The 22,354-nt window shown below is 34.4% G+C and carries 24 protein-coding genes; 9 read left to right on the top strand and 15 right to left on the bottom strand.

Annotation, left to right across the window (positions count from 1 at the left end; all coding sequences use genetic code 11):
- Window positions 1-46 precede the first annotated feature (46 nt).
- The 7 genes from H601_RS0111515 to H601_RS0111480 all read right to left on the bottom strand — a co-directional run bounded on the left by H601_RS0111515 (window position 47) and on the right by H601_RS0111480 (window position 7,407).
- On the bottom strand, window positions 47-829 hold the full coding sequence (locus H601_RS0111515) for a TrmH family RNA methyltransferase (RefSeq protein WP_026711663.1): 783 nt from the start codon (window positions 827-829) through the stop codon (window positions 47-49).
- Between the two features lie 328 nt (window positions 830-1,157).
- Window positions 1,158-2,492, bottom strand: a complete 1,335-nt coding sequence (locus H601_RS0111505) for a DUF58 domain-containing protein (RefSeq protein WP_211223552.1) — start codon at window positions 2,490-2,492, stop codon at window positions 1,158-1,160.
- An 11-nt stretch (window positions 2,493-2,503) separates the two neighbouring features.
- Window positions 2,504-3,511, bottom strand: coding sequence for an AAA family ATPase (locus H601_RS0111500; protein ID WP_026711661.1), 1,008 nt, complete (start codon window positions 3,509-3,511; stop codon window positions 2,504-2,506).
- 20 nt (window positions 3,512-3,531) lie between these two features.
- Window positions 3,532-4,737, bottom strand: coding sequence for a DUF4350 domain-containing protein (locus tag H601_RS0111495; protein ID WP_026711660.1), 1,206 nt, complete (start codon window positions 4,735-4,737; stop codon window positions 3,532-3,534).
- The gene (locus H601_RS0111490; protein ID WP_026711659.1) at window positions 4,737-5,492 is read right to left on the bottom strand and encodes a hypothetical protein; all 756 of its coding nucleotides are present in this window, start codon (window positions 5,490-5,492) and stop codon (window positions 4,737-4,739) included. The genes H601_RS0111495 and H601_RS0111490 overlap by 1 nt, the downstream gene beginning before the upstream one ends.
- Window positions 5,485-6,426: a hypothetical protein gene (locus H601_RS0111485; protein WP_035655900.1), complete on the bottom strand. Its 942-nt coding sequence runs from the start codon at window positions 6,424-6,426 to the stop codon at window positions 5,485-5,487. Before H601_RS0111485 ends, H601_RS0111490 begins: the two co-directional genes overlap by 8 nt.
- Window positions 6,427-6,429: 3 nt before the next feature.
- Window positions 6,430-7,407, bottom strand: a complete 978-nt coding sequence (locus H601_RS0111480) for a stage II sporulation protein M (protein ID WP_026711657.1) — start codon at window positions 7,405-7,407, stop codon at window positions 6,430-6,432.
- Between the two features lie 20 nt (window positions 7,408-7,427).
- Here H601_RS0111480 and H601_RS0111475 point away from each other — a divergent pair, with 20 nt between their 5' ends.
- On the top strand, window positions 7,428-8,171 hold the full coding sequence (locus H601_RS0111475; protein WP_026711656.1) for an RDD family protein: 744 nt from the start codon (window positions 7,428-7,430) through the stop codon (window positions 8,169-8,171).
- Here the strand turns inward: H601_RS0111475 and H601_RS0111470 are convergent, their stop codons facing one another.
- Together H601_RS0111470 and trmD are read right to left on the bottom strand one after the other, a co-directional pair.
- Window positions 8,172-8,660, bottom strand: a complete 489-nt coding sequence (locus H601_RS0111470; RefSeq protein ID WP_026711655.1) for a DUF4199 domain-containing protein — start codon at window positions 8,658-8,660, stop codon at window positions 8,172-8,174.
- Window positions 8,661-8,727: 67 nt separating this feature from the next.
- On the bottom strand, window positions 8,728-9,405 hold the full coding sequence (trmD, locus tag H601_RS0111465; protein ID WP_026711654.1) for a tRNA (guanosine(37)-N1)-methyltransferase TrmD: 678 nt from the start codon (window positions 9,403-9,405) through the stop codon (window positions 8,728-8,730).
- Window positions 9,406-9,498: 93 nt separating this feature from the next.
- Between trmD and H601_RS0111460 the strand changes: the two genes are divergently transcribed.
- From H601_RS0111460 to H601_RS0111450, 3 genes are all read left to right on the top strand, one after another.
- Window positions 9,499-10,638: a sterol desaturase family protein gene (locus H601_RS0111460; RefSeq protein ID WP_026711653.1), complete on the top strand. Its 1,140-nt coding sequence runs from the start codon at window positions 9,499-9,501 to the stop codon at window positions 10,636-10,638.
- A gap of 95 nt (window positions 10,639-10,733) precedes the next feature.
- Window positions 10,734-11,666, top strand: a complete 933-nt coding sequence (locus H601_RS0111455) for a peptidylprolyl isomerase (RefSeq protein ID WP_026711652.1) — start codon at window positions 10,734-10,736, stop codon at window positions 11,664-11,666.
- A 196-nt stretch (window positions 11,667-11,862) separates the two neighbouring features.
- The gene (locus tag H601_RS0111450; protein WP_026711651.1) at window positions 11,863-12,417 is read left to right on the top strand and encodes a hypothetical protein; all 555 of its coding nucleotides are present in this window, start codon (window positions 11,863-11,865) and stop codon (window positions 12,415-12,417) included.
- Between the two features lie 24 nt (window positions 12,418-12,441).
- On the opposite strand, the gene H601_RS0111445 is transcribed toward H601_RS0111450, so the two are convergent.
- Genes H601_RS0111445 through H601_RS0111435 form a run of 3 tightly spaced genes read right to left on the bottom strand, consistent with a single transcriptional unit; the run spans window position 12,442 to window position 15,697 of the window.
- Window positions 12,442-13,719, bottom strand: a complete 1,278-nt coding sequence (locus tag H601_RS0111445) for a glucose-1-phosphate adenylyltransferase (RefSeq protein WP_026711650.1) — start codon at window positions 13,717-13,719, stop codon at window positions 12,442-12,444.
- Between the two features lie 4 nt (window positions 13,720-13,723).
- Window positions 13,724-15,139 (bottom strand): glycogen synthase, encoded by a 1,416-nt coding sequence (locus H601_RS0111440; RefSeq protein WP_026711649.1) that lies wholly within the window; start codon window positions 15,137-15,139, stop codon window positions 13,724-13,726.
- Window positions 15,140-15,697, bottom strand: coding sequence for a thioredoxin family protein (locus tag H601_RS0111435; RefSeq protein WP_026711648.1), 558 nt, complete (start codon window positions 15,695-15,697; stop codon window positions 15,140-15,142).
- Window positions 15,698-15,789: 92 nt separating this feature from the next.
- Here H601_RS0111435 and H601_RS0111430 point away from each other — a divergent pair, with 92 nt between their 5' ends.
- On the top strand, window positions 15,790-16,122 hold the full coding sequence (locus tag H601_RS0111430) for a tRNA-binding protein (RefSeq protein ID WP_156900397.1): 333 nt from the start codon (window positions 15,790-15,792) through the stop codon (window positions 16,120-16,122).
- Between the two features lie 33 nt (window positions 16,123-16,155).
- Here the strand turns inward: H601_RS0111430 and H601_RS0111425 are convergent, their stop codons facing one another.
- Window positions 16,156-16,533, bottom strand: a complete 378-nt coding sequence (locus H601_RS0111425; RefSeq protein ID WP_026711646.1) for a PUR family DNA/RNA-binding protein — start codon at window positions 16,531-16,533, stop codon at window positions 16,156-16,158.
- A 69-nt stretch (window positions 16,534-16,602) separates the two neighbouring features.
- The gene (locus tag H601_RS0111420) at window positions 16,603-18,363 is read right to left on the bottom strand and encodes an ABC transporter ATP-binding protein (RefSeq protein ID WP_026711645.1); all 1,761 of its coding nucleotides are present in this window, start codon (window positions 18,361-18,363) and stop codon (window positions 16,603-16,605) included.
- 203 nt (window positions 18,364-18,566) lie between these two features.
- Between H601_RS0111420 and H601_RS0111415 the strand changes: the two genes are divergently transcribed.
- The 4 genes from H601_RS0111415 to yajC all read left to right on the top strand — a co-directional run bounded on the left by H601_RS0111415 (window position 18,567) and on the right by yajC (window position 21,561).
- Window positions 18,567-19,670, top strand: a complete 1,104-nt coding sequence (locus tag H601_RS0111415; RefSeq protein ID WP_026711644.1) for a Glu/Leu/Phe/Val family dehydrogenase — start codon at window positions 18,567-18,569, stop codon at window positions 19,668-19,670.
- A gap of 84 nt (window positions 19,671-19,754) precedes the next feature.
- Window positions 19,755-20,699 (top strand): transcription antitermination protein NusB, encoded by a 945-nt coding sequence (locus tag H601_RS0111410; RefSeq protein ID WP_026711643.1) that lies wholly within the window; start codon window positions 19,755-19,757, stop codon window positions 20,697-20,699.
- An 18-nt stretch (window positions 20,700-20,717) separates the two neighbouring features.
- The gene (locus tag H601_RS0111405; protein ID WP_026711642.1) at window positions 20,718-21,275 is read left to right on the top strand and encodes a DUF1573 domain-containing protein; all 558 of its coding nucleotides are present in this window, start codon (window positions 20,718-20,720) and stop codon (window positions 21,273-21,275) included.
- 10 nt (window positions 21,276-21,285) lie between these two features.
- The gene (gene yajC / locus H601_RS0111400) at window positions 21,286-21,561 is read left to right on the top strand and encodes a preprotein translocase subunit YajC (RefSeq protein ID WP_026711641.1); all 276 of its coding nucleotides are present in this window, start codon (window positions 21,286-21,288) and stop codon (window positions 21,559-21,561) included.
- On the opposite strand, the gene H601_RS0111395 is transcribed toward yajC, so the two are convergent.
- On the bottom strand, window positions 21,562-22,140 hold the full coding sequence (locus tag H601_RS0111395) for a YdeI/OmpD-associated family protein (protein ID WP_026711640.1): 579 nt from the start codon (window positions 22,138-22,140) through the stop codon (window positions 21,562-21,564). It lies immediately after the preceding gene.
- Between the last annotated feature and the right edge of the window lie 214 nt (window positions 22,141-22,354).

Here is a 22,354-nt window from a genome sequence, read left to right as displayed (position 1 = left end):
ATATGTAGTAAGAAATCTACAAATAAGAGAGTTTTTAATTAAAAGTTTAAAACCCTCTCTGCCGTTTCGCCTCAAACAATAAAATTGCTGCTGCCACCGAAACATTCATCGAATCGATTTCGCCTTGCATAGGGATGATGATGTTTTGAGTGCTTTCAGTACGCCATGGTTCCGTTAATCCTGTTGCTTCTGTACCAACAACTAAAGCAGTTGGAGTGGTGTAATTTTCGATATGATAAGAATTCGAATTTTGCAAAGTAGCCGAATAAATGGCAATGTTATGCTTTTTTAAATATGCAATTACTTCTACGGTTGTTCCAATAGCAATTTGATTGGTAAATAAACAACCTACGCTTGAACGAACCACATTTGGGTTGTAAACATCACTTTTCGGGTTGGCAATTATTACGGCATCAATGTTTGCTGCATCGGCTGTTCGCAATAATGCTCCGATATTTCCGGGTTTTTCAATTCCTTCGGCAACTAAAATGAGTGGATTTTCAGATAATTTTAAATCGGATAGTTGATGCGATTTTGATTTGGCTACCGCCAAGATTCCTTCGGTTGTGTCGCGATAGGCTAATTTTTGATAGACTTCTTTTGAAATTTCAATGCAATCTGAAACGGCAAATTTTTTCAAGTCTTTTTCAGAAACTAATTCTGGTAAAAATAAAAGAGTTTCTAATTGATATCCACCTTTTACGGCTAATTCAATTTCGCGTTTGCCTTCCATTAAAAACGTTCCGGTTTGTTTGCGGGTTTTGGCTTTTTCCTGCAATTGAACGAGTGATTTGATGAATGGGTTTTGTGCGGAAGTGATGGTTTTCAAAGTGATGGATTTTGGTTTACAAAGATATGGATTTTTATGTTTCAGGTTTCAGGTTTCAAGTTTTGTGATTTCTGTGATTTCTGTGAGAAATATTATTTAATCAAGTTTTGATTGAGAACAAAAATTGAAATGAAATGCGAGAAAATGGAAAGCTAAAAATGCTTAAATCTTTTATTCTAGAACACCTGAATGAATTTTTTCTCACAGAAATCACAGAAAGAGATTGCTTTGCCAGTTCGCTATCGCTCGTGTCCTCATTCTTCGGAATGACAAGATTGTGTGAAAACTGCGACTGATCCCTAAAGCTTTCGGGAGCGACTGGAAACTGTTACAAAATCCCTCTCGCTTTAATTTCCAAATATTTATTAATCGTATCCAACGTCAGATTTTCCGGTTGGGTGAGAACGGAATAAATCCCATATTTCTTGAGCTCGTTGACGATTAGGCGTTTTTCGAACATGAATTTTTCGGCGATGACTTTGTCATATACTTCCTGAACGGTTTCTGCTTTTTTGTGGATTAAGTCGTTGAGTTCTGTGTTTTGAAAAAAGACCACTACGAGCAAATGATTTTTGGCAATTCCTTTTAAATAGGGCAATTGTCGGTGCAATCCATCTAAGGTTTCAAAATTAGTATAAAGTAAAAGTAAGCTGCGTTGGTTGATGTTTTTCTTTACATCGGTGTATAATCGACTGAAATCGCTCTCGAAAAAGTCGGTTTTGATGTTGTATAAACATTCCATAATCAATTGCATTTGCGAGGAACGTTTTTCGGCAACAACTCTATTCTCTACTTTTTTGGAAAACGTAAACATCCCGGCTTTGTCGTGTTTTTTCAAAATTACATTGGATAAAACCAACGTTGCATTGATGGCATAATCCAACAAACTCAAACCGTTAAAAGGCATTTTCATCACACGACCTTTATCGATAATCATGTAAACCGATTGCGATTTTTCGTCTTGAAATTGATTGACCATCAAACTGTTTTTCTTAGCAGTTGCTTTCCAATTTAAGGTTCTGATGTCATCGCCTTGAATGTATTCTTTGATTTGTTCAAATTCCATCGTGTGACCAATTCTTCTGATTTTCTTCACACCATATTGAAACAAATTATTAGAAAAAGCCATTAAATCATATTTCCGTAATTGAATGTAGGAAGGATAAGTAGGCACCATTTGGTCTTTATTGAACGTAAATCGACGAGAAATGATCCGTAAAGGCGAAGAAATGTAAACATTCAAATTCCCAAAAACATATTCACCCCGTTCTACCGGACGAAGAAAATATTGAATGTCATCTTGCGAAGAAGCTTTTATTTTTCTATTAATTTCGAAATTTCGCACTTGAAACTGAAACGGAATTTCGTCTATAATCTTAGCATAAACAGCAAATGTATAATAATTTCGTGTAGAAACACTAATCGGATTTTCATCCCCATTAGAGAGTTTTTCTGCTACAATTCGAGTAGATTCAATTCCGGTTTTAGCAGCAAAAAGAATGATGATATCCAAAACTAAAAACGATACCGTAATCAGCAAAAAATACCAAGCTAAATTATAAAATACGGGAAAAAAGAAGCTCAATACAAATGTTGCTACTATGCCTCCTAGCAAGTAGAAAAAGAAATTATTGATGTAAAGCTGTTTAAACCCTTTTTTCAAAACGATTGATTTTATCTTGGAATCTCAATAGATTCAATGATTTGTTGAATGATTTCTTTGCTGGTGATGCCTTCCATTTCACGTTCCGGTGTAACTATCACACGGTGTTGTAAAACAGGAATAGCGGCTTCTTTGATGTCTTCCGGTGTTACAAAATCTCTTCCGCGAAGAGCCGCAAAACCTTTGGCAGCGTTTAAAATAGCAATCGATGCTCTTGGTGATGCTCCTAAATATAAAAAGCCATTTTCTCTGGTGTTGACAACCAATTTGGCGATGTATTCCAATAAATTGGGTTCTACCAAAACTTGTTTCACCAACACTTGAAATTGTTGAATCGCTTCAGCAGAAAGCAAGGTTTTGATGTTACTTAATTTATTTTCACTCAACAACGCATGTTCTTTTTGAAGAATGTTGATTTCTTCTTCCAATTTTGGATAATCGATGTTGATTTTAAACAAAAAACGGTCCAATTGAGCTTCCGGCAAACGATAGGTTCCTTCTTGTTCAATTGGGTTTTGGGTGGCAATAACCAAGAAAGGAGCATTCATAGTATAAGTTGTACCGTCCATCGTAATTTGGCGTTCTTCCATTACTTCAAACAAAGCAGCTTGCGTTTTGGCGGGAGCACGATTGATTTCGTCAATTAAAATTAAATTGGAAAAAACAGGCCCTTTTTTGAATTCAAATTCTGATTTTTTTAGGTCGAAAACGGAAGTTCCCAAAATATCTGACGGCATTAAATCAGGCGTAAATTGAATACGGCTAAAACCAATACTCAAGGTTTTGGCTAATAATTTTGCCGTAATGGTTTTAGCAACTCCGGGAACACCTTCAAGCAAAACATGACCATTGGATAAAATAGCAACCAATAATTGATCAATCATTTTATGTTGACCAACGATGACAGTGTTTAATTCTTGTTTGATGGCTTGAATACTTTCCTGCAAAGGCTTTAGATCAATTCGAGATTCAAAGTTTACGGTTTCTTCCGGTTGTGATGGGATTAGATTTTCTTCCATATATCTATATTTTTTACACTTTATTTTTTATTTTCTAAAATTTTTTCAAGCACACCATTCAATTCAATCAAATCGTTTTCGGTGCTTTTAAACGTCTTGCGTTGTCGTTTGATGAGCATAACTGCTTTTTCAATCAGAGCAATGTCTTTTCCGGTTTTTTGATGTACTCTCTTGATAAAATCATCCTCTAATTTCTGTGTATCAATCAAATAATCTTGTCGCAACTTTTCAAGGAAAAAAATAATTTTCTTTTCCATAATTGTATCGTGATTGCCTTCTTGAAAATACAAATTTCCAATGGTCTTCGTAAAATCAACTGTTGTATTTTCCAATGGTTTGATAATCGGAATAATCCGTTGTTTTCGTTTAGCATTGAAAATCATAAAGATAATCATTCCAATCAAAAATATATACCATGCCCATTTTAGTCCTTCATTAGTCAAAACAAACCGCATTGGTGAATTGGAAACACCAGTATTGTAGGTTTTGTTTGGATACCAATATACAGCCCCTTTTGGAAGATATGAAAGTACTTTCTCGGCATATAGATAGTTTCTATCTTTCAAAAGATAATAATTGGTAAAGGCAAACGGTTGGGTGTGCAGATAAAAATTTCCTTGTCCGTATGGAATTTTTACAAAATTCACAAAAGTAGAATCTTCTGCTTTTTGATAACCAATAACCGTTGTTTTTAATGTGTCAAATGAAGAAAAATGATTGCCGGAAACGCCCATTTTCATTTGATATTCTTTTTCATCTATTTTTTTATTGGCAAAAAAGACTTCAATTCGGTCGTTGAAGAAATGATTGTCAATTTGAAATTTCAAGGAATCTTCTAGTTTTTGAGAAAAGGAATTCATGCTCAAAAAGGCATCGTTACCGTGGGAAACAAAATATAAAATTTCATCTGTTGACGATTCGTCAATAGTATAATAATGATCTATCGAAAAAAATGTTCCCTTGATTTTGTATGTGTTTACCAGCGTATCAAAATCATAATGAGCATCAAAAAATTCATAAGGCGTTACCTGAATTTGAGCAAGTGAATCGTTTTTAAATAAATGTTCTTTTTCTTGGTCAAATACTTTTAACCCAAACGGAATTTTAGAATTGATATCAAAACTGGGTGTCCAATTAATCGGTCGTGGTCGATTGGCATCCACAAAAACGATCAACGCCATCATGGCGACCAAAAAAATAATGTATATTTTAATCGTTCTGTTCATTAAAGCGAATGAATCATTTTTTCAAATTTGGTTTTGGCTTTTTCAAAGGTCGGTTCATCCAATTCAAATTCGCCATACCAAATATAATTGTATAAATAGGAAGCATATTCAAAATCTGATTGAAAAGCTTCGTTTTTAATTTCATATAAATAATCAGAATTGGTTTTTTCCAAATCCCATTCTATCATGTTTTTATCCGACATTTTTTTCAAAAGCCATAGATAATAGTAGCGAATGCTCAATCGTTGTTCACCGGATTTCAAAGTGTCTTTGATGAGTTTTTCGAAATCTACCAAGTGAATATTTTTCTCAATATCTTCATGATGAATAACTTTCTTATCCGATGATTTTCCGAAAATCCATTGTCCTTCTCCATTTAGAATCGCTTTTACAATCAGGTAAATCACAAAAATAATGAGCAGTACCGCCAATGTTTTTATGACAATATCTACAACTTTTCCGGAAACCGTGTCGCTACTTAAGTTGAACAATCGTTTGAAAAAATCGGCCAACCATTGTTTAAATCGATCCCACCAAGATGATTCTTTTACAGCTTGTTCATAAATGTAATCATTGTCTTGATAGTTGTCTTTAAACAGTTGTTCAAATGTTCTATTTTCAATCAAAGAAGAATCAATTTTAATGTCTTTTTCAGTAAAAAGTATCTTTTCTTCTTTCACTCCAACAGACAAACTGTCTTGTGCAAACGATTGTAAACAAGTTAAAAAAAGAAGTATGTAGAGGAGTTTATTCACCGTCTGTTCCAATCAAATCAATATCGTTTATGGTGTTTTTGTTTTCGTTTTCTTCACGTAAACTGTAATAAATGACACCATTATTCACGATCAATAAATTATTTAATATATAGCTCAACAATATTGAAATACACATTACAATCACCATCATGATGCCAAAGGTTGAAAAAGCTTCTTCTTGTGAACTTTGATTTTCAAGACTGGTAAACATACTTGCAATTCCAATTACATAGGGAATGACAGAAAAAATACTCACAACAATTTGAATAATGACATACATAATAATAGTTGAACCCACTATCGGCCAAAAGTTTTGGGTCAATTTAGAATAGCCTTTTCCTAAAGCATCAAAAACCCCAATTTCAGCATTCATGTATTCATAAAAACTAAATTGAACAAAGGCAATAAGTGCCGGAATTAAAATGATAGCTACAACAAATCCGATGAGGATAAACATCATCGCGACCAATAATCCCATAATCAATAATCCAACTGTTATACTGAGTAGAAAAATGACTAAAAAGAAGATGACTACTTTCCCGAAAGAAGATTTGAATTCATCAATAATTTCTTTAGTATCAAAATGTTGCCCTTTGTGTTGTTCCAATAGTTTTAAATAAAGTACAGGAAAAGTATAATTAACCAACGATACAAAAAGAATCAGCAGAAAGAAAACAATAAAAACACCAATAATCAAACCGACATTATTATTAAAATAATCATCTAGAAAATTAGTTGAAGTAGAACCAATATTGGAAAAAATCAGTTCAAAATATACCTTGAACACAAAATAGGAGAGAGCCACCAAAAGAATCAATAAAGCTCCGTTGATGATAAAATAGTTTCTAAAGAAATGAGACCCGTTTTCTTTGAAAAACAAGAAGGTATCACTTATATATTCGCTAAAATTTCTTTTCTTAAACAGTTGAAACATATCTTAAGTTTTTAAAGTAACGGATTTCATTTTTTTGTTTACAATAAATGGAAATACGAGGAAATAAAATGAAATCATACTCAATGTTCCTAAAATGATGATGACATTCAACCAATAGGGCATTTCCAAGGCATATCGGGTGACGAATCCTTCTAAAAATCCGGCTGCAATAGTAAAAGGAATCGTACTTAAAAATATTTTTAAACCGTTTTTAAATCCTATTTTAAAGGAATTCATCCTAGAATAGGTTTTCGGGAAAAGAATGGAAGCTCCCAACATAAAACCGGCAGCGGTTTCAATTACAATGGCAAAAATTTCCATGGAACCGTGAATCCAAATACCGCGAACACTTTCCCAAAAAACTCCTTCTTGGTAAAAGAAATATTGGAATGAACCCAACATAATACAGTTTTGCAACATGATGTAAAATGTTCCGATTCCCAAAAAGACGCCCCAAATGAAGCATTGGGCACCTACGTACAAGTTATTCATGGTAATAGCAATAAATCCGCCCCAATTACTTCCACTTTTATAAACAGCAACCGGATTTCCGTTTTTGATGTTCTCAAGCGTCATGTTGACATATTGATCACCTAAAATCAAACGAACAAAATCAATATCATATTTTGCAGATAAAACGCCGATTCCCGTGCAAAAAAAGAACAATACAAATGCATATACCAAGTATCTTCGGTATTCATAAACAATCAAAGGAACTTCGGTGGAAAAAAAATAAACCACTCTATTTTGCTCTGTTCGCTTGGTTTTATAAATCTTTTGATAAATTTGTGAAGCGAGGTAGTTGAGGTACACAACCGTCTTACTTTTAGGGTAATACGTTTGTGCATACGACAAATCATTGACCAAATGGATATACAAACTAGCCATTTCATCAGGATTTTTTTTAGCTTTACCAAAAATAGCTTGTTCAAATTCAAGCCATTTTGCTTTATTTTGCTTTATGAACGCAACTTCTCTCATCGTTTGCTAAAATATAAAATATGTCAGAATTATCCATAACCACTACACAAAATGTTACGATAAATTTTACCGCTGCTACTGTTGGGCACAGAATGCTGGGTTATTTATTGGATTTATTGGTAAAAATTGCCTATTCAATTGTGGTTTGGGGAATATTTTTCTACTCCTTAGGGTTCAATGAAAGGATGTTTGGATTGGATACCTGGTCGTATTTTGCCATTGTAATAGTAATCTATTCACCTGTTATTTTTTATTCTTTATTATTTGAAAGTTTATTGGAAGGACAAACCATCGGCAAACGATTGATGAAAATCAAAGTTGTCAAAATTGATGGTTATCAAGCTACCTTTGGAGATTACTTAATTCGATGGTTGTTCAGAATTATTGATATTAATTTGAGTAGTGGTGCGATTGGTTTAATTGCGTTAATCACCAGTTCAAAAACACAACGATTGGGCGATATGACTGCCGGTACAGCGGTTATCAGTCTAAAAAACAACATCAACATCAACCACACTATTTTGGAAGAAATTGATCAAGCATATGTGCCTACGTATCCTTTGGTTATCAAATTAAGTGATAATGATGCTCGAATCATTAAAGAAACCTTTAATATAGCGGTTGCCAAAAGAGATTATGCGACGTTGATAAAACTTCGCACCAAAATAGAACAAGTTACCGGAATCAAAAATACTTCCGGTAACGATACTGATTTTATTCGAACGGTTTTAAAAGATTATAACTTCTACACGCAAAACATGTAATTATCCCTTATTTTTTGTTTGAAGGAATAGCATGGCAATTACGGTGGTTAAAATACCCATAACCAGTGAGCCAATTGCACTTTGTTTAGCGTAATTAGGATAATTAAATTGTGCTTCTGCTTCTTCTGTAGTAGCAAAATAACCAATCTCAACGGAGCGTTTAATTACATTTGGGAAATACTCCGGTGTGATGACATAACTAATGACCCACTGCGTTAGTGGACTAATCAATGCAATAAAAACAGATAAAATAATTCCGGATACCAAGCCTTGTGTGTAAGACATTTGTCCGTGATAGAAATTTTTCTTCTTGTCTTTCAAAGCTAAAACCATCATCCAAATCGCCGGAATAGCAAATAGATTGGTCAAATAGAGATGATAATCAATGTACGTACTGTGTAAGCCGGAAATTTTTTCTAAAAACATCCAAGCCAAGGTCATCAAAGAAAAGAAGATGGCCCACTTGATTTCAATGGTTACATTTTTCATATTGGTAAAGGTTAGTTAAGTCAAATTTACACAATTTACTTTACTTCTAACCAACTACTTACTGAATTTATTCCTCCAACAAATCCGGACGTCTGTTTTTCGTATGTTCATACGATTGGTTTTCCCGCCATTTATCGATTTCGGCAAAATTTCCGCTTAATAGAACGTCGGGTACTTTCCAACCTTTGTATTCAGCCGGACGAGTATAAATGGGTCCCGACAACAAATTATCCTGAAAACTATCGGTCAAAGCCGAGGTTTCATTGCTCAAAACACCCGGAATCAATCGAATAATCGCATCACTTAAGACGGCAGCACCTAATTCCCCTCCGGAAAGCACAAAGTCGCCAATCGAAATTTCTTTCGTGATGAAATGATCACGAACACGTTGATCTACACCTTTATAATGTCCACAAAGAATGATGATATTTTTTAAAAGCGACATCGAATTCGCCATTTTTTGATTTAATGTTTCACCATCCGGAGTCATGTAAATCACTTCATCGTAATGGCGTTCACTTTTGAGTTGGCTGATACAATCGTCTATAGGCTGAATCGTCATTACCATTCCGGCACCACCGCCAAATTGATAGTCATCCACACTTTTTTGTTTGTTAGTAGAATAATCACGCAAATTGTGCAAGTGAACTTCCACCAAACCTTTGTCTATGGCTCGCTTAAGAATAGAAGCTTCAAACGGACTTCGCAATAATTCTGGTAAAACGGTGATGATATCAATTCGCATACTAGTTTTTTAGGATGTAAAAATACTAACTTTTAATCAGGTTGTTTTTAAACCATAAATAATTATTTTTGGCAGTCATAAATTCTGTACAATATGGAAGTAAAAGAAAATTTAGATTTTGGTAAAGGTTACATAAGCGGATATACATCCATTTTTTTGGGTATTTTGTCCTTTTTGGGTGTTTTATGTTTTAAATATCCGGAATGGTTAACTACTCCTGAGTTTAGAGAAGTGTACACTGGTGAATCGATGAAAATTCTTTTAACAGCTTGTATTGTAGCTTCTTTCTTTTTTGGCGTAATTAGTTTAATGGTAAGCCGAAACAAAAAGTGGGCGTTAATTGGTATTCTTTTTTGCGTAATGGCTATTGTTACGGGCGGATTTAATGTTGCTCCTTCTATAGTAAATGGTTCTAAATGGTATATTGGTTTAGACTGGTTATTACTCGATTTGTTTTTGATGGCCATTATTTTCGTACCCATTGAAATGGTTTTCCCAAAACGAAAAGATCAGAAAACCTTTCATGAAGAATGGAGAACTGATTTAATTTATTTCACCGTAAGTCATTTGTTAGTTCAGTTTTTTGGTATCATTACCCAACAACCGGCGAAACTTTTTTTCGGATGGATAGGATTATCAGAACTACAGGCTTGGGTGCAAAATTTACCGTTTTTGATTGAATTGTTTTTTGCCTTTTTTATTGCTGATTTATTTCAATATTGGACACATCGATTTTTTCATACGCATCATTTTTTATGGCGTTTTCATTCCATTCATCATTCTACGGAAAACATGGATTGGTTAGCCGGTTCCAGAACGCATTTTGTAGATATTTTTGTTACCCGTTCGATGGCTTTTATTCCACTTTATGTATTTGGATTTTCAACAATTACATTTAGTGTTTATGTTGTTTTTATGGCTATTCATGCGGTTTTAATTCATGCTAATACCCGTATTAATTTTGGTTTTTTGAAATATATTTTTGCGACACCTCAATACCATCATTGGCACCATTGTAAAGATCCGAATTATTATGGAAAGAATTTTGCAACAATTTTTCCTTTTATCGATAAAATGTTTGGCACTTATTATTTACCGGAAAATGAATGGCCAAAAGATACGGGTTTACTAGAAGCAAACTTTCCGAAAGGATATGTGAAACAAGCGATTTACCCATTTACGAAAAGTCCGTTTGATAAAGACTTGGAAATGGAAGACTATTCAAATCGATAAAGAATTATTTTTCAAAATGGTTCTCATTCTATTTTGAGGATGAAATTCCATCAGAAAACTGTAAATTTGCACCTCAATTAAAATAAAAAAACAAAATGGAAAACGGAATTTACGCTAAATTCAATACCTCAAAAGGGACAATTTTAGTCAAATTAACGCACGATAAAACACCTGGTACAGTAGGAAACTTTGTAGGTTTAGCTGAAGGTCAATTAGAAAATGAGGCTAAACCAATGGGAAAACCTTATTATGACGGTTTGAAATTTCACCGAGTGATTTCAGATTTTATGATTCAAGGCGGTTGTCCACAAGGAATTGGAACAGGCGGACCGGGTTATCAATTTGATGATGAATTCCACCCTGATTTACGTCATGATGGTCCAGGAGTTTTATCCATGGCGAATGCCGGACCGGGTTCTAATGGGTCTCAATTTTTTATCACACACGTGGCAACACCATGGTTAGACAAAAAACATTCCGTTTTTGGAAATGTAGTAGAAGGGCAAGATGTGGTAGATGCTATTGCTCAAGGTGATGTGTTAGAAACGCTAGAAATTGTAAGAGTAGGTGAGGAAGCTCAAAAATGGAATGCCATCGAAGCGTTTAGAACCTTTGAAGGCTCTCGTGAAAAAAGAATTGCCGAAGAAAAAGCAAAAGCAGAAGAAGCATTAGAAAAATTAGCAGCCGGTTTTGAAAAAACTGAAAGCGGTTTACGTTATAAAATCATCCAAAAAGGAAACGGGAAACAAGCTGAAAAAGGGAAAACGGTTTCTGTACATTATTCAGGTTCACTAGAAAACGGAATGGTATTCGATTCTTCCTATAAACGTAAACAACCCATCGATTTTCCTCTAGGAATGGGTCATGTAATTGAAGGTTGGGACGAAGGAATTCAATTATTACAAGTAGGCGACAAAGCTCGTTTTGTGATTCCATCCTATTTAGGCTACGGTTCTCGTGGAGCAGGTGGAGTTATTCCACCCGATGCAACATTGATTTTTGATGTGGAATTGATGGGAGTGAAATAAGTAAAAAGAGATTTTAACTTCATATTTAAAAAAAGCATTCTGAAATGAGTGCTTTTTTTTGCACTACTTTTGTCATTTCGCAAGATGACGAAGTCGAAATAGAAATCTCCTGCAACGCAGGCAGTATATGATTTCGTTTTTTAAATTGATTTTGGAATAACTTTTGCTTTCTTATCTTTACCACATCAACAAAATAATGAGATACTTTTTTATCTTTTTTCTGCTATTAACCGGCTCATTGAATGCTCAAATCATCAATGCACCGCATTGTGGCTATGATTTTACTTCTTATTTAGTAGTGAATGTGCATGAAAAAGGGAAAAAAGAAAACATAAAAAATCTTCGAATTACCATTGTTGATAGTGTTGGCAACGAAGTTATCAATAAAAACAACCGTTGGAGTTGGGTAAACAATAATAAACCTTTACTTTTTACTCCCAATTATAAACTCAACAAAGCCGGAGAAAAAGTACACAACGATGATCCTGATGCCAAATGGTTTTTTCCTTTTGCTAAAGATAATTACTTGCTATCAGTAGTCAATACTTTTTTAGCAGACAGTTTTTCAGTAAAAATTGAAGACATAGACGGAGAAGAAAATGGTGGTTGGTTTGAAACACAAATCATTCAATTGTACCCTTTCAACATGTATATTTTGTGTTCTTCAGAAAACGAACGGCAAGCACAACAATTCGGACCCAGAACGAATCGACCAATTGATGTGATTTTAGAAAAAAAACAAAGCCGTTGATTTTTTGTTCAACGGCTTTTTCAATTATTCTATTCTAAATCCATCCGGAATTTCAGCTCCTTTTTTGATGACGATAATCCCTTCCTTAATGGTGTATAGTTTCGTGTTTACATCTTCTAAATGTTTGCCACCATTCAAGTACACATCATTCCCGATTCTACAATTTTTATCTACTATGGTATTGTGGATAAAACATCTTTTTCCAATTCCTATGTTCTTGATATTGTGAGCGATATTATGGTTTAGTTCATCTAAATTCTGGTAGTAATCACTACCCATAATATAGGAATTTTTTACCAATGTTCCTTCATCTATTCGCGAACGAATCCCAACTACTGAATGTTCAATAGTAGCTGAATTAATAATACAACCTTCCGCAACAATAGATTGTTCTACTGTAGTTTTCCCTAATATTTTTCCTGGAGGTAAAACCCTAGCACGGGTGTAAATTTTACTACTGTTATCAAATAAATTGAATTTTGGAATATCATCTGTTAAACCTAAATTCGCTTCAAAAAAGGAATCAATATTTCCAATATCCGTCCAGTATCCTTCGTATTGATAACTTAATACTTTTTGGTGACCTATCGCTTGTGGAATAATTTCTTTTCCAAAATCTTTCGTATCCGGATTGTTCATTAAATCAATCAACAAATCCCGATTAAAAATATAAATACCCATTGAAGCCAGATAATGTCTTCCTTCTTGTTGCATTTCTTCACTCACATCCGATGTCCATTGGGGTAATAAATCTGCCTTTGGTTTTTCGATGAATGATGTAATCCAACTATTTTCATCGGTTTTTAAGATACCAAATTCAGGGGCTTCTTTTGCACTTACCGGTAAAGTAGCAATGGTAATAGCAGCACCACTTTGTTGATGAGCTGTAATCATGTGGTTAAAATCCATTTGATACAATTGGTCACCGGATAAAATCAACGCATAATCAAATTCGTGATTCAAAAAGTGTTGCATACATTGCCTTACCGCATCGGCAGTTCCTTGAAACCAAGTGGGGTTGTCAGGTGTTTGTTCAGCGGCTAAAATATCCACAAAAGCGGTACTAAAATAACTAAAATGGTAGGTGTTTTTAATGTGTTGATTCAACGAAGCGGAGTTGAATTGTGTCAATACAAACATTCGTTTAATATCGGAATTGATACAATTGGAAATCGGAATATCAACTAAACGATATTTTCCGGCAATCGGCACTGCCGGTTTTGAACGACTTTCCGTCAACGGATACAATCGTGAACCTTGTCCACCTCCCAAAATAATGGCTAAAACTTCTTTTTTATTCATAAAACTAATTTTTTAAAGATTGGTAAACCGCTATATATTCTTCTGCCACTTTTTCCCAAGAGTGGTCAATTTGCATAATTGTTTTTCGAGTTTGGTCAAATAATTGGGTGTCATAAAACAAATCAATTGCTCGAGTAATGGAATGGTTCACATCAAAAACACTGGTTTGATCATGACAAATTCCAAAACCACCATCGCCAATGTCTATCACGGTATCTTTCAAACCTCCTGTTCTTCTAACAATTGGAATGGTGCCATACCGCAACGCATATAATTGATTTAATCCACAAGGTTCAACGCGGGAAGGCATCAATAGATAATCGGCTCCGGCATAAATAATGTGGGCCAATTTTTCATTGTAACCAATGTAAGCATTGTAATTTCCTTGGTAAAACTGATTTAATTGACTCAATTGGTGTTCTACATGTGAATCACCTGAACCTAAAATCAAAATATTAATTTCGTTGGGATTTCGACTTAAAGCGATACTACACATTTCGGGTAATAAATCAGCTCCTTTTTCGCCAACCAACCGTCCGATAAAGGTGAAAAGTGGTTTGGTAGGATCTAAATTAAACTGTTCACACAAGTACGCTTTGTTTTTTGCTTTTCCGGTTTTATAGTTTTTGGTAGAGTAGGTGTGCGGCAACAATTCATCCGTGTTCGGGTTCCACACTTCAGTATCAATTCCGTTAAGGATGCCCAAACTTTTCGGACGTTCAAATCGTAATAAATTTTCTAAACCGTTTGCTTTTTCACTCAATTCATCTAAATAACTGGGTGAAACGGTGGTGACTTTCCATGCACATTTTATGGCTGAAGCCAATGGATTGATAATGCCATTCCATTCTAAAAAGCCTAAACGACTCGAACTGACTTGAGGCAAATAATTCAATTTATCAAAACCAAACCAACCTTGATATTGTCCGTTATGAATAGTTAAAACAGTAGGAATACGATTCAATTGTTGATAAATCGGTGCATGAGCCATCATAAACGGAATCAATCCGGTGTGATGATCGTGGCAATGCACAATATCCGGTACTTGATTGGTTTCGGTTAGCCAATTTAAAAAAGCCACTTGAAAAGCAGTAAATCGCTCCGTATCATCTTCATAGGAATAAACATTCGGCCGGTCAAACAATTCAGGAATAGCAATTAAATACAATTCAAAACCGAGTTTGTTGGTTTTTTCTTTTAAGATGGTATAAGTAAACACAAAATACCCCAATCGCAATTGACCTTGATGCATCACATCAAATTCATTTTCTTTGGCAAATTTATTGTCATAACCGGGCATGACCACTTTGGCATAGTGGCCTAATTTATTTAAATATTTTGGTAACGCACCCACCACATCTCCTAAACCGCCCACTTTGGCTACCGGATAACACTCAGCACTAAGGTGAAAAATTTCCATTTATTTTTTCCATTTTATATTACATCCCATACTTGGTTTTTGAACGGGATTTACGATTCGATTATACAAAACACTATCAATGGCACCACGCAAATCACTTCCGCTTAACGGGATACCGTTTCCGGGACGAGAATCATCCAATTGTCCACGATACACCAATTGATTACGATTGTTGAACAAAAAGAAATCCGGAGTGCAAGCCGCATCATACGCTTTGGCTACTTCTTGAGTTTCGTCATATAAATACGGAAATTCGAATTTATGTTGAAAAGCAAATTCAGTCATCATTTTCGGACCATCTTGCGGATATTGCAAAGCATCATTACTCGAAATAGCCGCCATTCCAATTCCTTGCACGCGATAATCATTGGCTATCATGATAATTTCTTCCATGACATGATGCACAAACGGACAGTGATTGCAAATGAAAAAGATAAGGGTTCCTTTTTCTCCTTTTACATCAGCAAATGTAAATTCATCATTTGAATTGGTATCCATCAGTTTAAAATCGGGTGCTAGCGTACCCAAAGGAATCATTGTTGATTCAGTATTAGCCATGATAATAAGAATGCATTTTGTTTTGTTGAAAGTTATGAATTTTTCGACAAATACCCTTATTTTTGAGTTTATTTTTTTATCAAGATAGGATTATGATTAATTGGGAAGATTTTGAAAAAGTGGAAATGCGTATCGGTACCATCCTCGATGCACAGGATTTTCCGGAAGCCAGAAAACCGGCTTTTCGTTTATGGATTGATTTTGGGGAAGAATTAGGCGTCAAAAAGTCTTCTGCTCAAATCACACAATGCTATACAAAAGAGGAGTTAATCGGCAAACAAATTGTGGCCGTGGTTAATTTCCCTAAAAAACAAATTGGTAATTGGATGAGCGAATGTTTAGTAATGGGTTCACTGGGAAAAGACAATAATGTAATCTTACTTTCTTCAGATAAAAAAGTGGAAAATGGTTTGCGAATTGGATAAAAAAAATCCCCTCTTTTCAGAAGGGATACTTTTTTAAATGTCATCAAAATCAATGTCGGTAAAACTTCCTTTGGTGCTTTCACTGTTTTCAGATGAATTTGACTCATATTCTTTTTTGAAATCTTTTTGGTGACGTTCAGAAATCACTTCTTCACCTTTATGATCCAAAACATAAGCGGTCATTTCGTTTAAAATCTCCTTAAAAGCTACAAAATCTTCTTTGTACAAATAAATTTTGTGTTTCTTGAAGTGAAATGAACCATCTTCTTCTGTAAATTTTTTACTTTCTGTGATGGTGATGTAATAATCGTCTGCTTTGGTGGCTCTAACATCGAAGAAATAGGTTCTTCTTCCTGCTCTTAAAACTTTAGAAAAAATTTCGTCTTTTTCTAACATGTCATTTTCTCTCATAATCGTTCGCTCAAATTTTAGGTTGTAAGTGAACCAAAAATCTAAAAAATATTTGAAATAGCAAAAAAATTATGACAATTCTTTTTCAGAAAGTTGTTTCCAATAGAGTTCTTTGTAATAGCCTTCTTCATTTAATAATTGGAAATGAGTACCTTGTTGTATAATTTCACCGTCTTCTAAAATGATAATTTTATCCGCATTTTTGGCAGAAGATACTCGATGACTCACAATAATAGTGGTTTTATTTTGGCAATATTGGAATAAATTCGTTAAAATTTGTTCTTCCGTCTCGGTATCTACTGCTGACAAACAATCATCAAATAATAAAATATCGGGATTTTTTAATAAGGCTCTTGCAATCGATACGCGTTGTTTTTGTCCGCCTGAAAGGGTAATACCTCGTTCACCCAAAATTGTATCATATTGGTTTTTGAACTGTATGATGTTGTCATGCACAACAGCTAATTTTGCGGCGTCTCTCACTTCCTCATCAGTAGCGGTTTCTTTTCCGAATTTGATGTTGTTTTGAATGGAATCCGAAAACAAAAAGGCATCTTGTGGAACAATACCAATGCTGTTTCGTAAACGTTCTAAGTTAAGCGTATGAAGTGGTTTTCCATCCATTAATATTGTTCCTTCACTTATATCATACAATCGACACAACAAGGAAAGAATCGTCGATTTTCCGGAACCGGTTTTACCCAAAATAGCCAATGTTTCTCCTTTTTTTATCTCAAACGAAATGTTCTTCAAGGCTTTAATTTGCGTATCTTCATAGGTGTAACTCACATTTTTAAAGGCAATCGTTCCATGAATTTCTTCTTCTTTTGTAGAATTATTTTTAATCTCCGGTTCAATCTTTAAAAACTCGTTTATCCTTTTTTGAGAGGCTTCCGCTTCTTGTACTAATGAAGAAACCCATCCAATGGAAGCTACCGGCCAAGTAAGCATGTTTACATACAAGATGAACTCCGCAATGGTTCCGATATTGGCAATGGTTCCGTTGATATACATCATTCCGCCAAAATAAATTACCACAAGGTTGCTCAAGCCAATCAATAAAATCATCAACGGACCAAACAACGCATTTACATACGATAATTTTAAATTTTTATCCCGGCTTTCATTCGAAAGTTCACCAAATTTATCATGGTTTTGGTTTTCTAAGGCATAGGCTTTTATCACACGAATACCCGAGAAAATTTCTTGCGTAAAACTGGATAAGGTGGATAAATTTTCCTGATAACGGGTGCTTCTAATGTTGATTTCTTTACTCAATTTAAAAATAAAATAGGAGAGAAGTGGCAAGGGTAATAGCGTATATAAGGTCAATTGTGGCGAAACATTGTACATATAAATAATAACAATCACAAAACGAATAATGGTGTTGATGGTGTACATTACAGCTGGTCCAACATACATTCGCACTTTGCCTACGTCTTCCGAAATGCGGTTCATCAAATCTCCGGTGCGATTGTTTTTATAAAAATGCTGACTCAAACGTTCGTATTGTTGAAAGACTTCATTTTTAAGGTCAAATTCCACATAACGCGACATGACGATTAAGGTTTGACGCATTAAAAAAGTCAGCACACCCGCAATTATCGTTGCTCCTAAAATCAATCCTAAACTAATGAGCAATTCTTTACGAATAAAACTAATATCTGAAGTGGGATTTTTAAGATAAGCATCAATAATATTCATGGAATGACTCACTAATTTCGGAATAAACAACGAAAAGATTTGAGCCACTATGGTGATGAAAATTCCTAATAGAAACCTGTTCTTATATTTGACGAAATATTTGTTTAAATACTGTAATTCTTTCATGGCAAATTATAGATTGGGGTATGATTGTGTTTAAATGTGTTAAATAATTGAGAATAATAAAATGAATTTCGATTTTATTCTTTTTCTTTTTTATTAACGTATTATTAAAATTTTGAAATTAAATTGCGTTCTTTTAAATTATATTCTACTTTTGTTAGGTCTTTTTGACAAAGTCATAATTTTTTACTTTTAAATTTTTAACTATGATAGCAGAAGTTACTACTCCTAAAGAGCTACAAAAAATGGATCCTGTATTTGGTCAAGTATCATTTGATAACCATGAGCAAATTGTTTTTTGCAATGACAAAGATACTGGTTTAAAAGCAATAATTGGTATTCATAACACAGTTTTAGGACCGGCTTTAGGAGGAACTCGAATGTGGAATTATACCAACGAGTGGGAAGCATTGAACGATGTATTGCGTTTATCTCGTGGGATGACATTTAAATCTGCTATTACAGGTCTTAATTTAGGGGGTGGAAAAGCTGTTATCATTGGAGATGCTAAAACACAAAAAACACCTGAATTGATGCGTAAATTTGGTGAGTTTGTGCATTCGCTTAGCGGAAAATATATCACGGCTGAAGATGTAGGGATGCAAACAGAAGACATGGACACCGTTCGTGATGTGACTCCTTATGTTACCGGAATTTCAGAATCGAGAGGTGGAAGCGGAAATCCTTCTCCTGTTACGGCCTATGGTGTATATATGGGAATGAAAGCAGCGGCTAAATTCAAATACGGTTCAGATGTGTTGGCCGGTAAAAAAGTGTTGGTTCAAGGAATCGGTCACGTAGGTGAAACATTGGTAGATTACTTAACAAAAGAAGGTGCAATTGTAACCATTGCGGATATTAATGAAGCTCGTTTAAATGAAATGGGAGCAAAATATGGTGCAAAAGTGTTCAATGGGCCAGATTTATATAGTGCTGAGGTTGATATCTACGCTCCTTGTGCGTTGGGTGCAACCATCAACGATGAAACCATTTATAAATTGAATGCTTCAATTGTGGCGGGAGCAGCTAATAATCAGTTGGCAAATGAAAATGTGCACGGTAAAATTTTACAAGAAAGAGGTATTTTATATGCTCCTGATTTCTTAATCAATGCAGGTGGAATCATCAATGTTTATGCTGAAATCGAGCATTACGACAAAGCAGAAGCTATGAGAAGAACCGAAAACATTTATAATACTACTTTAGAGATTTTAGATTTTGCGGTTAAAAACAATATGACTACGCACCAAGCGGCGTTAACTTTTGCTCAAAACAAAATTGAACAACGTAAAAAAGAAGCCGGAAAATAATTTTTGCCTTTTTTTTCAATAAATAATCTTATTTTTGTGACGCTCTTTTTAGGGCGTCACTAATTTTTTAAAAGTTCTTATCAAGTGTTAAACAGAAGACATATACGCGTTAAAATTCTACAAACGATTTATGCCATGCATCAAAGTGGTTCTGAAGAGTTAGAAAAAGAGGAAAAATTTTTATTCTCCAGCTTAGAAAGCATTCAGAATTTATACTTGATTATGGTCTCCGTTTTGATGGAAATCAGAAGAAAAGAGGAAGAATTTTTAGAAATTGCTGCCAAAAAACACCTTGCCACCGAAAAGGATAAAAATCCAAACAAAAAATTCATTAAAAATCGTGTCTTGGTTTCGTTAGACAAAAACAACTTGTTGGCCGATAACCTTGAAAAATTCAAAATCATCAACTGGAAACAAAACGATGACATGATTTTGTTGTTGTTGGAAGAAACCAAAAAAAGTAAGTTATACATAGATTATTTGGCTAGTAAAGAAAATTCTTTTGAAGATGATAAGCAGTTTGTAGCGAAATTATTTGAAGAAGTAATTGCTACCAACGATAAATTGTTCGATTATCTTGAAGATTTCCGATTAACATGGGTGGATGATATTCCTTTGGTGAATACCATGTTTTTGAAACAGCTAAAAACTTTGGAGGAAAGCAATCTTTTCATTTTAGGAATTCCAACTTTATACAAAGATGCGGAAGACAAAGACTTTGCAAAGGATTTATTCCGTAAAACGGTTTTAAACGAACAGGATTTGGCCAAAGAATATTTAGACCGAACTCCTAATTGGGACCCTGAACGTATTTCTGAAATCGACACCATCATGTTGAAAATGGCGATTTGTGAATTTTTGCGTTTTCCATCCATTCCTATCAAAGTAACCATTAATGAATATTTGGAAATTGCCAAAGAATATGCTACGCCAAAAAGTAGTATTTTCATCAATGGAATCTTAGACAACCTCGTAAAAGAATATCAAAAAACAAATAAACTCAATAAGACCGGACGCGGTTTAATGTAAAATTTAAAACTAAAGAAAATGAAAAAGAATTCGTTTTATGCTTTCGCTTTTGCAGCACTTTTAGCTGTAACGGCTTGTAAAAAAGAAGATGCTTTATCAAAAGTTGATCCCAACAGTAAAGATGTTGAAATGTATGCTCCACAAATGGTGAACGAAGCAGGTATTCCAATTGAAAATACTGAACCAAATGCAGCTGTTCAATCGGTTGAAAACAAAGTGGACGGTAAATATCCGGTGATGACTTTCAACAAAAAAGAGCACGATTTTGGCGTAATTAACGAAGGTGATAAAGTAGAAACAGTATTTACCTTTACCAATACTGGTGATGCTGATTTGTTAATTACCAATGCTTCCGGTTCATGCGGTTGTACCGTTCCTGATTATCCAAAAGAACCAATCAAACCGGGTAAATCAGGTAAAATGAAAGTTACGTTTGATAGTGGCGGAAAACCGGGAATGCAACAAAAATCGGTGAACATTACTGCCAATACCGTAACCGGTAGAGATGTGCTTTCTATTAAAGCCAATGTAACGCCAAAAGCTAAACCGGCAGAAACAACAACTGTAACTCAATAACTCAATTATAATGGAAAATATCCAGTCTTTATTTCCTTTTTTGTTGATGTTCGTGGTGATTTATTTCTTCATGATTCGTCCGCAACAAAAAAGAGCCAAACAAGAAAAAGAATTCGAAAATAACCTAAAAGTAGGCGACCGTATCATCACTAAAAGTGGAATTCACGGAAAAGTAGCTGAATTATCTGAAGGTACGGTGGTAATTGAAACTATGGCCGGAAAAATCAAAATGGAACGCTCAGCTATTTCAATGGAAATGAGTGCTAAATTAGTAGAGAAAAAATAATTATTTCCGATATTTATCATTTAAACCGATGTTTGCTAAAAGCATCGGTTTTATTTTTTCAAAACGGTCAAGTTTCGTTTTTTCTTGCTTAGCCAAATCGATATATTCGATGAATTCTTTCTGTTTGTATGGAGAAAAGGAATTAAATTTTTCCACCAATGCTGCACTTTGGTTCAATTGCGTAAGAAAAAAGTCTGACGGTTTTACTTCTTTCTTTTCCGGCTTGATAGAAAGTCCGTTTTTTTCATTTTCTATGGCTTGATTCACATAGTGAAGGACAAGTTTTTCATTTACTTCCTCTTTCGAAGTAAATCGCCATTGGCGTAATCCTTTCGTCACACCTTCACCGGCATTAACCAATACTTTTTTTTCATCTGAAAGAAAAACACCGTTAAAAAACCAAATGGTGAAATAATCTTTAAATCCACCAATTCCAATGATGTTGCGGTTGTTCCAAGTATAAACAATACCGCCCCATTTTACCGTTTCTACCAACTCCGTTTTTTCGATAATGGATTTTAGTAATTCAATTTCTTCCAACCATTTTTGGTTTCTGTTCCAGGTTTTTTGGTCTTCCATAGTTATAAAATTTCAACCACTGATTCACAAATTTATAAATAAAAATTCGTGCAATTCGTGTCAAAAAAAACACTTCTTCACAACTTTATATTTGTAAATCAATTGAAATGAATATAATACATTCATGCAATTCGTGTAATTCGTGTCAAAAAACCACTGCTTCACAGATTAATAATTAGTGACTGCTAAGTAAATTTATAAAATTAAATTCGTG

The sequence above is a fragment of the Flavobacterium filum DSM 17961 genome, from assembly GCF_000425465.1.
In the GTDB taxonomy this organism is placed as follows: domain Bacteria; phylum Bacteroidota; class Bacteroidia; order Flavobacteriales; family Flavobacteriaceae; genus Flavobacterium; species Flavobacterium filum.
This window is presented reverse-complemented; position numbering and strand designations above follow the sequence as displayed.

Coding starts and splice junctions, on each gene's coding strand:
- H601_RS0111500 (WP_026711661.1), bottom strand. CDS start 3,511: ATGGAAGAAAATCTAATCCCATCACAACCGGAAGAAACCGTAAACTTT.
- H601_RS0111495 (WP_026711660.1), bottom strand. CDS start 4,737: ATGAACAGAACGATTAAAATATACATTATTTTTTTGGTCGCCATGATG.
- H601_RS0111485 (WP_035655900.1), bottom strand. CDS start 6,426: ATGTTTCAACTGTTTAAGAAAAGAAATTTTAGCGAATATATAAGTGAT.
- H601_RS0111480 (WP_026711657.1), bottom strand. CDS start 7,407: ATGAGAGAAGTTGCGTTCATAAAGCAAAATAAAGCAAAATGGCTTGAA.
- H601_RS0111475 (WP_026711656.1), top strand. CDS start 7,428: ATGTCAGAATTATCCATAACCACTACACAAAATGTTACGATAAATTTT.
- H601_RS0111470 (WP_026711655.1), bottom strand. CDS start 8,660: ATGAAAAATGTAACCATTGAAATCAAGTGGGCCATCTTCTTTTCTTTG.
- trmD (WP_026711654.1), bottom strand. CDS start 9,405: ATGCGAATTGATATCATCACCGTTTTACCAGAATTATTGCGAAGTCCG.
- H601_RS0111460 (WP_026711653.1), top strand. CDS start 9,499: ATGGAAGTAAAAGAAAATTTAGATTTTGGTAAAGGTTACATAAGCGGA.
- H601_RS0111455 (WP_026711652.1), top strand. CDS start 10,734: ATGGAAAACGGAATTTACGCTAAATTCAATACCTCAAAAGGGACAATT.
- H601_RS0111450 (WP_026711651.1), top strand. CDS start 11,863: ATGAGATACTTTTTTATCTTTTTTCTGCTATTAACCGGCTCATTGAAT.
- H601_RS0111445 (WP_026711650.1), bottom strand. CDS start 13,719: ATGAATAAAAAAGAAGTTTTAGCCATTATTTTGGGAGGTGGACAAGGT.
- H601_RS0111440 (WP_026711649.1), bottom strand. CDS start 15,139: ATGGAAATTTTTCACCTTAGTGCTGAGTGTTATCCGGTAGCCAAAGTG.
- H601_RS0111435 (WP_026711648.1), bottom strand. CDS start 15,697: ATGGCTAATACTGAATCAACAATGATTCCTTTGGGTACGCTAGCACCC.
- H601_RS0111430 (WP_156900397.1), top strand. CDS start 15,790: ATGATTAATTGGGAAGATTTTGAAAAAGTGGAAATGCGTATCGGTACC.
- H601_RS0111425 (WP_026711646.1), bottom strand. CDS start 16,533: ATGAGAGAAAATGACATGTTAGAAAAAGACGAAATTTTTTCTAAAGTT.
- H601_RS0111420 (WP_026711645.1), bottom strand. CDS start 18,363: ATGAAAGAATTACAGTATTTAAACAAATATTTCGTCAAATATAAGAAC.
- H601_RS0111415 (WP_026711644.1), top strand. CDS start 18,567: ATGATAGCAGAAGTTACTACTCCTAAAGAGCTACAAAAAATGGATCCT.
- H601_RS0111405 (WP_026711642.1), top strand. CDS start 20,718: ATGAAAAAGAATTCGTTTTATGCTTTCGCTTTTGCAGCACTTTTAGCT.
- yajC (WP_026711641.1), top strand. CDS start 21,286: ATGGAAAATATCCAGTCTTTATTTCCTTTTTTGTTGATGTTCGTGGTG.
- H601_RS0111395 (WP_026711640.1), bottom strand. CDS start 22,140: ATGGAAGACCAAAAAACCTGGAACAGAAACCAAAAATGGTTGGAAGAA.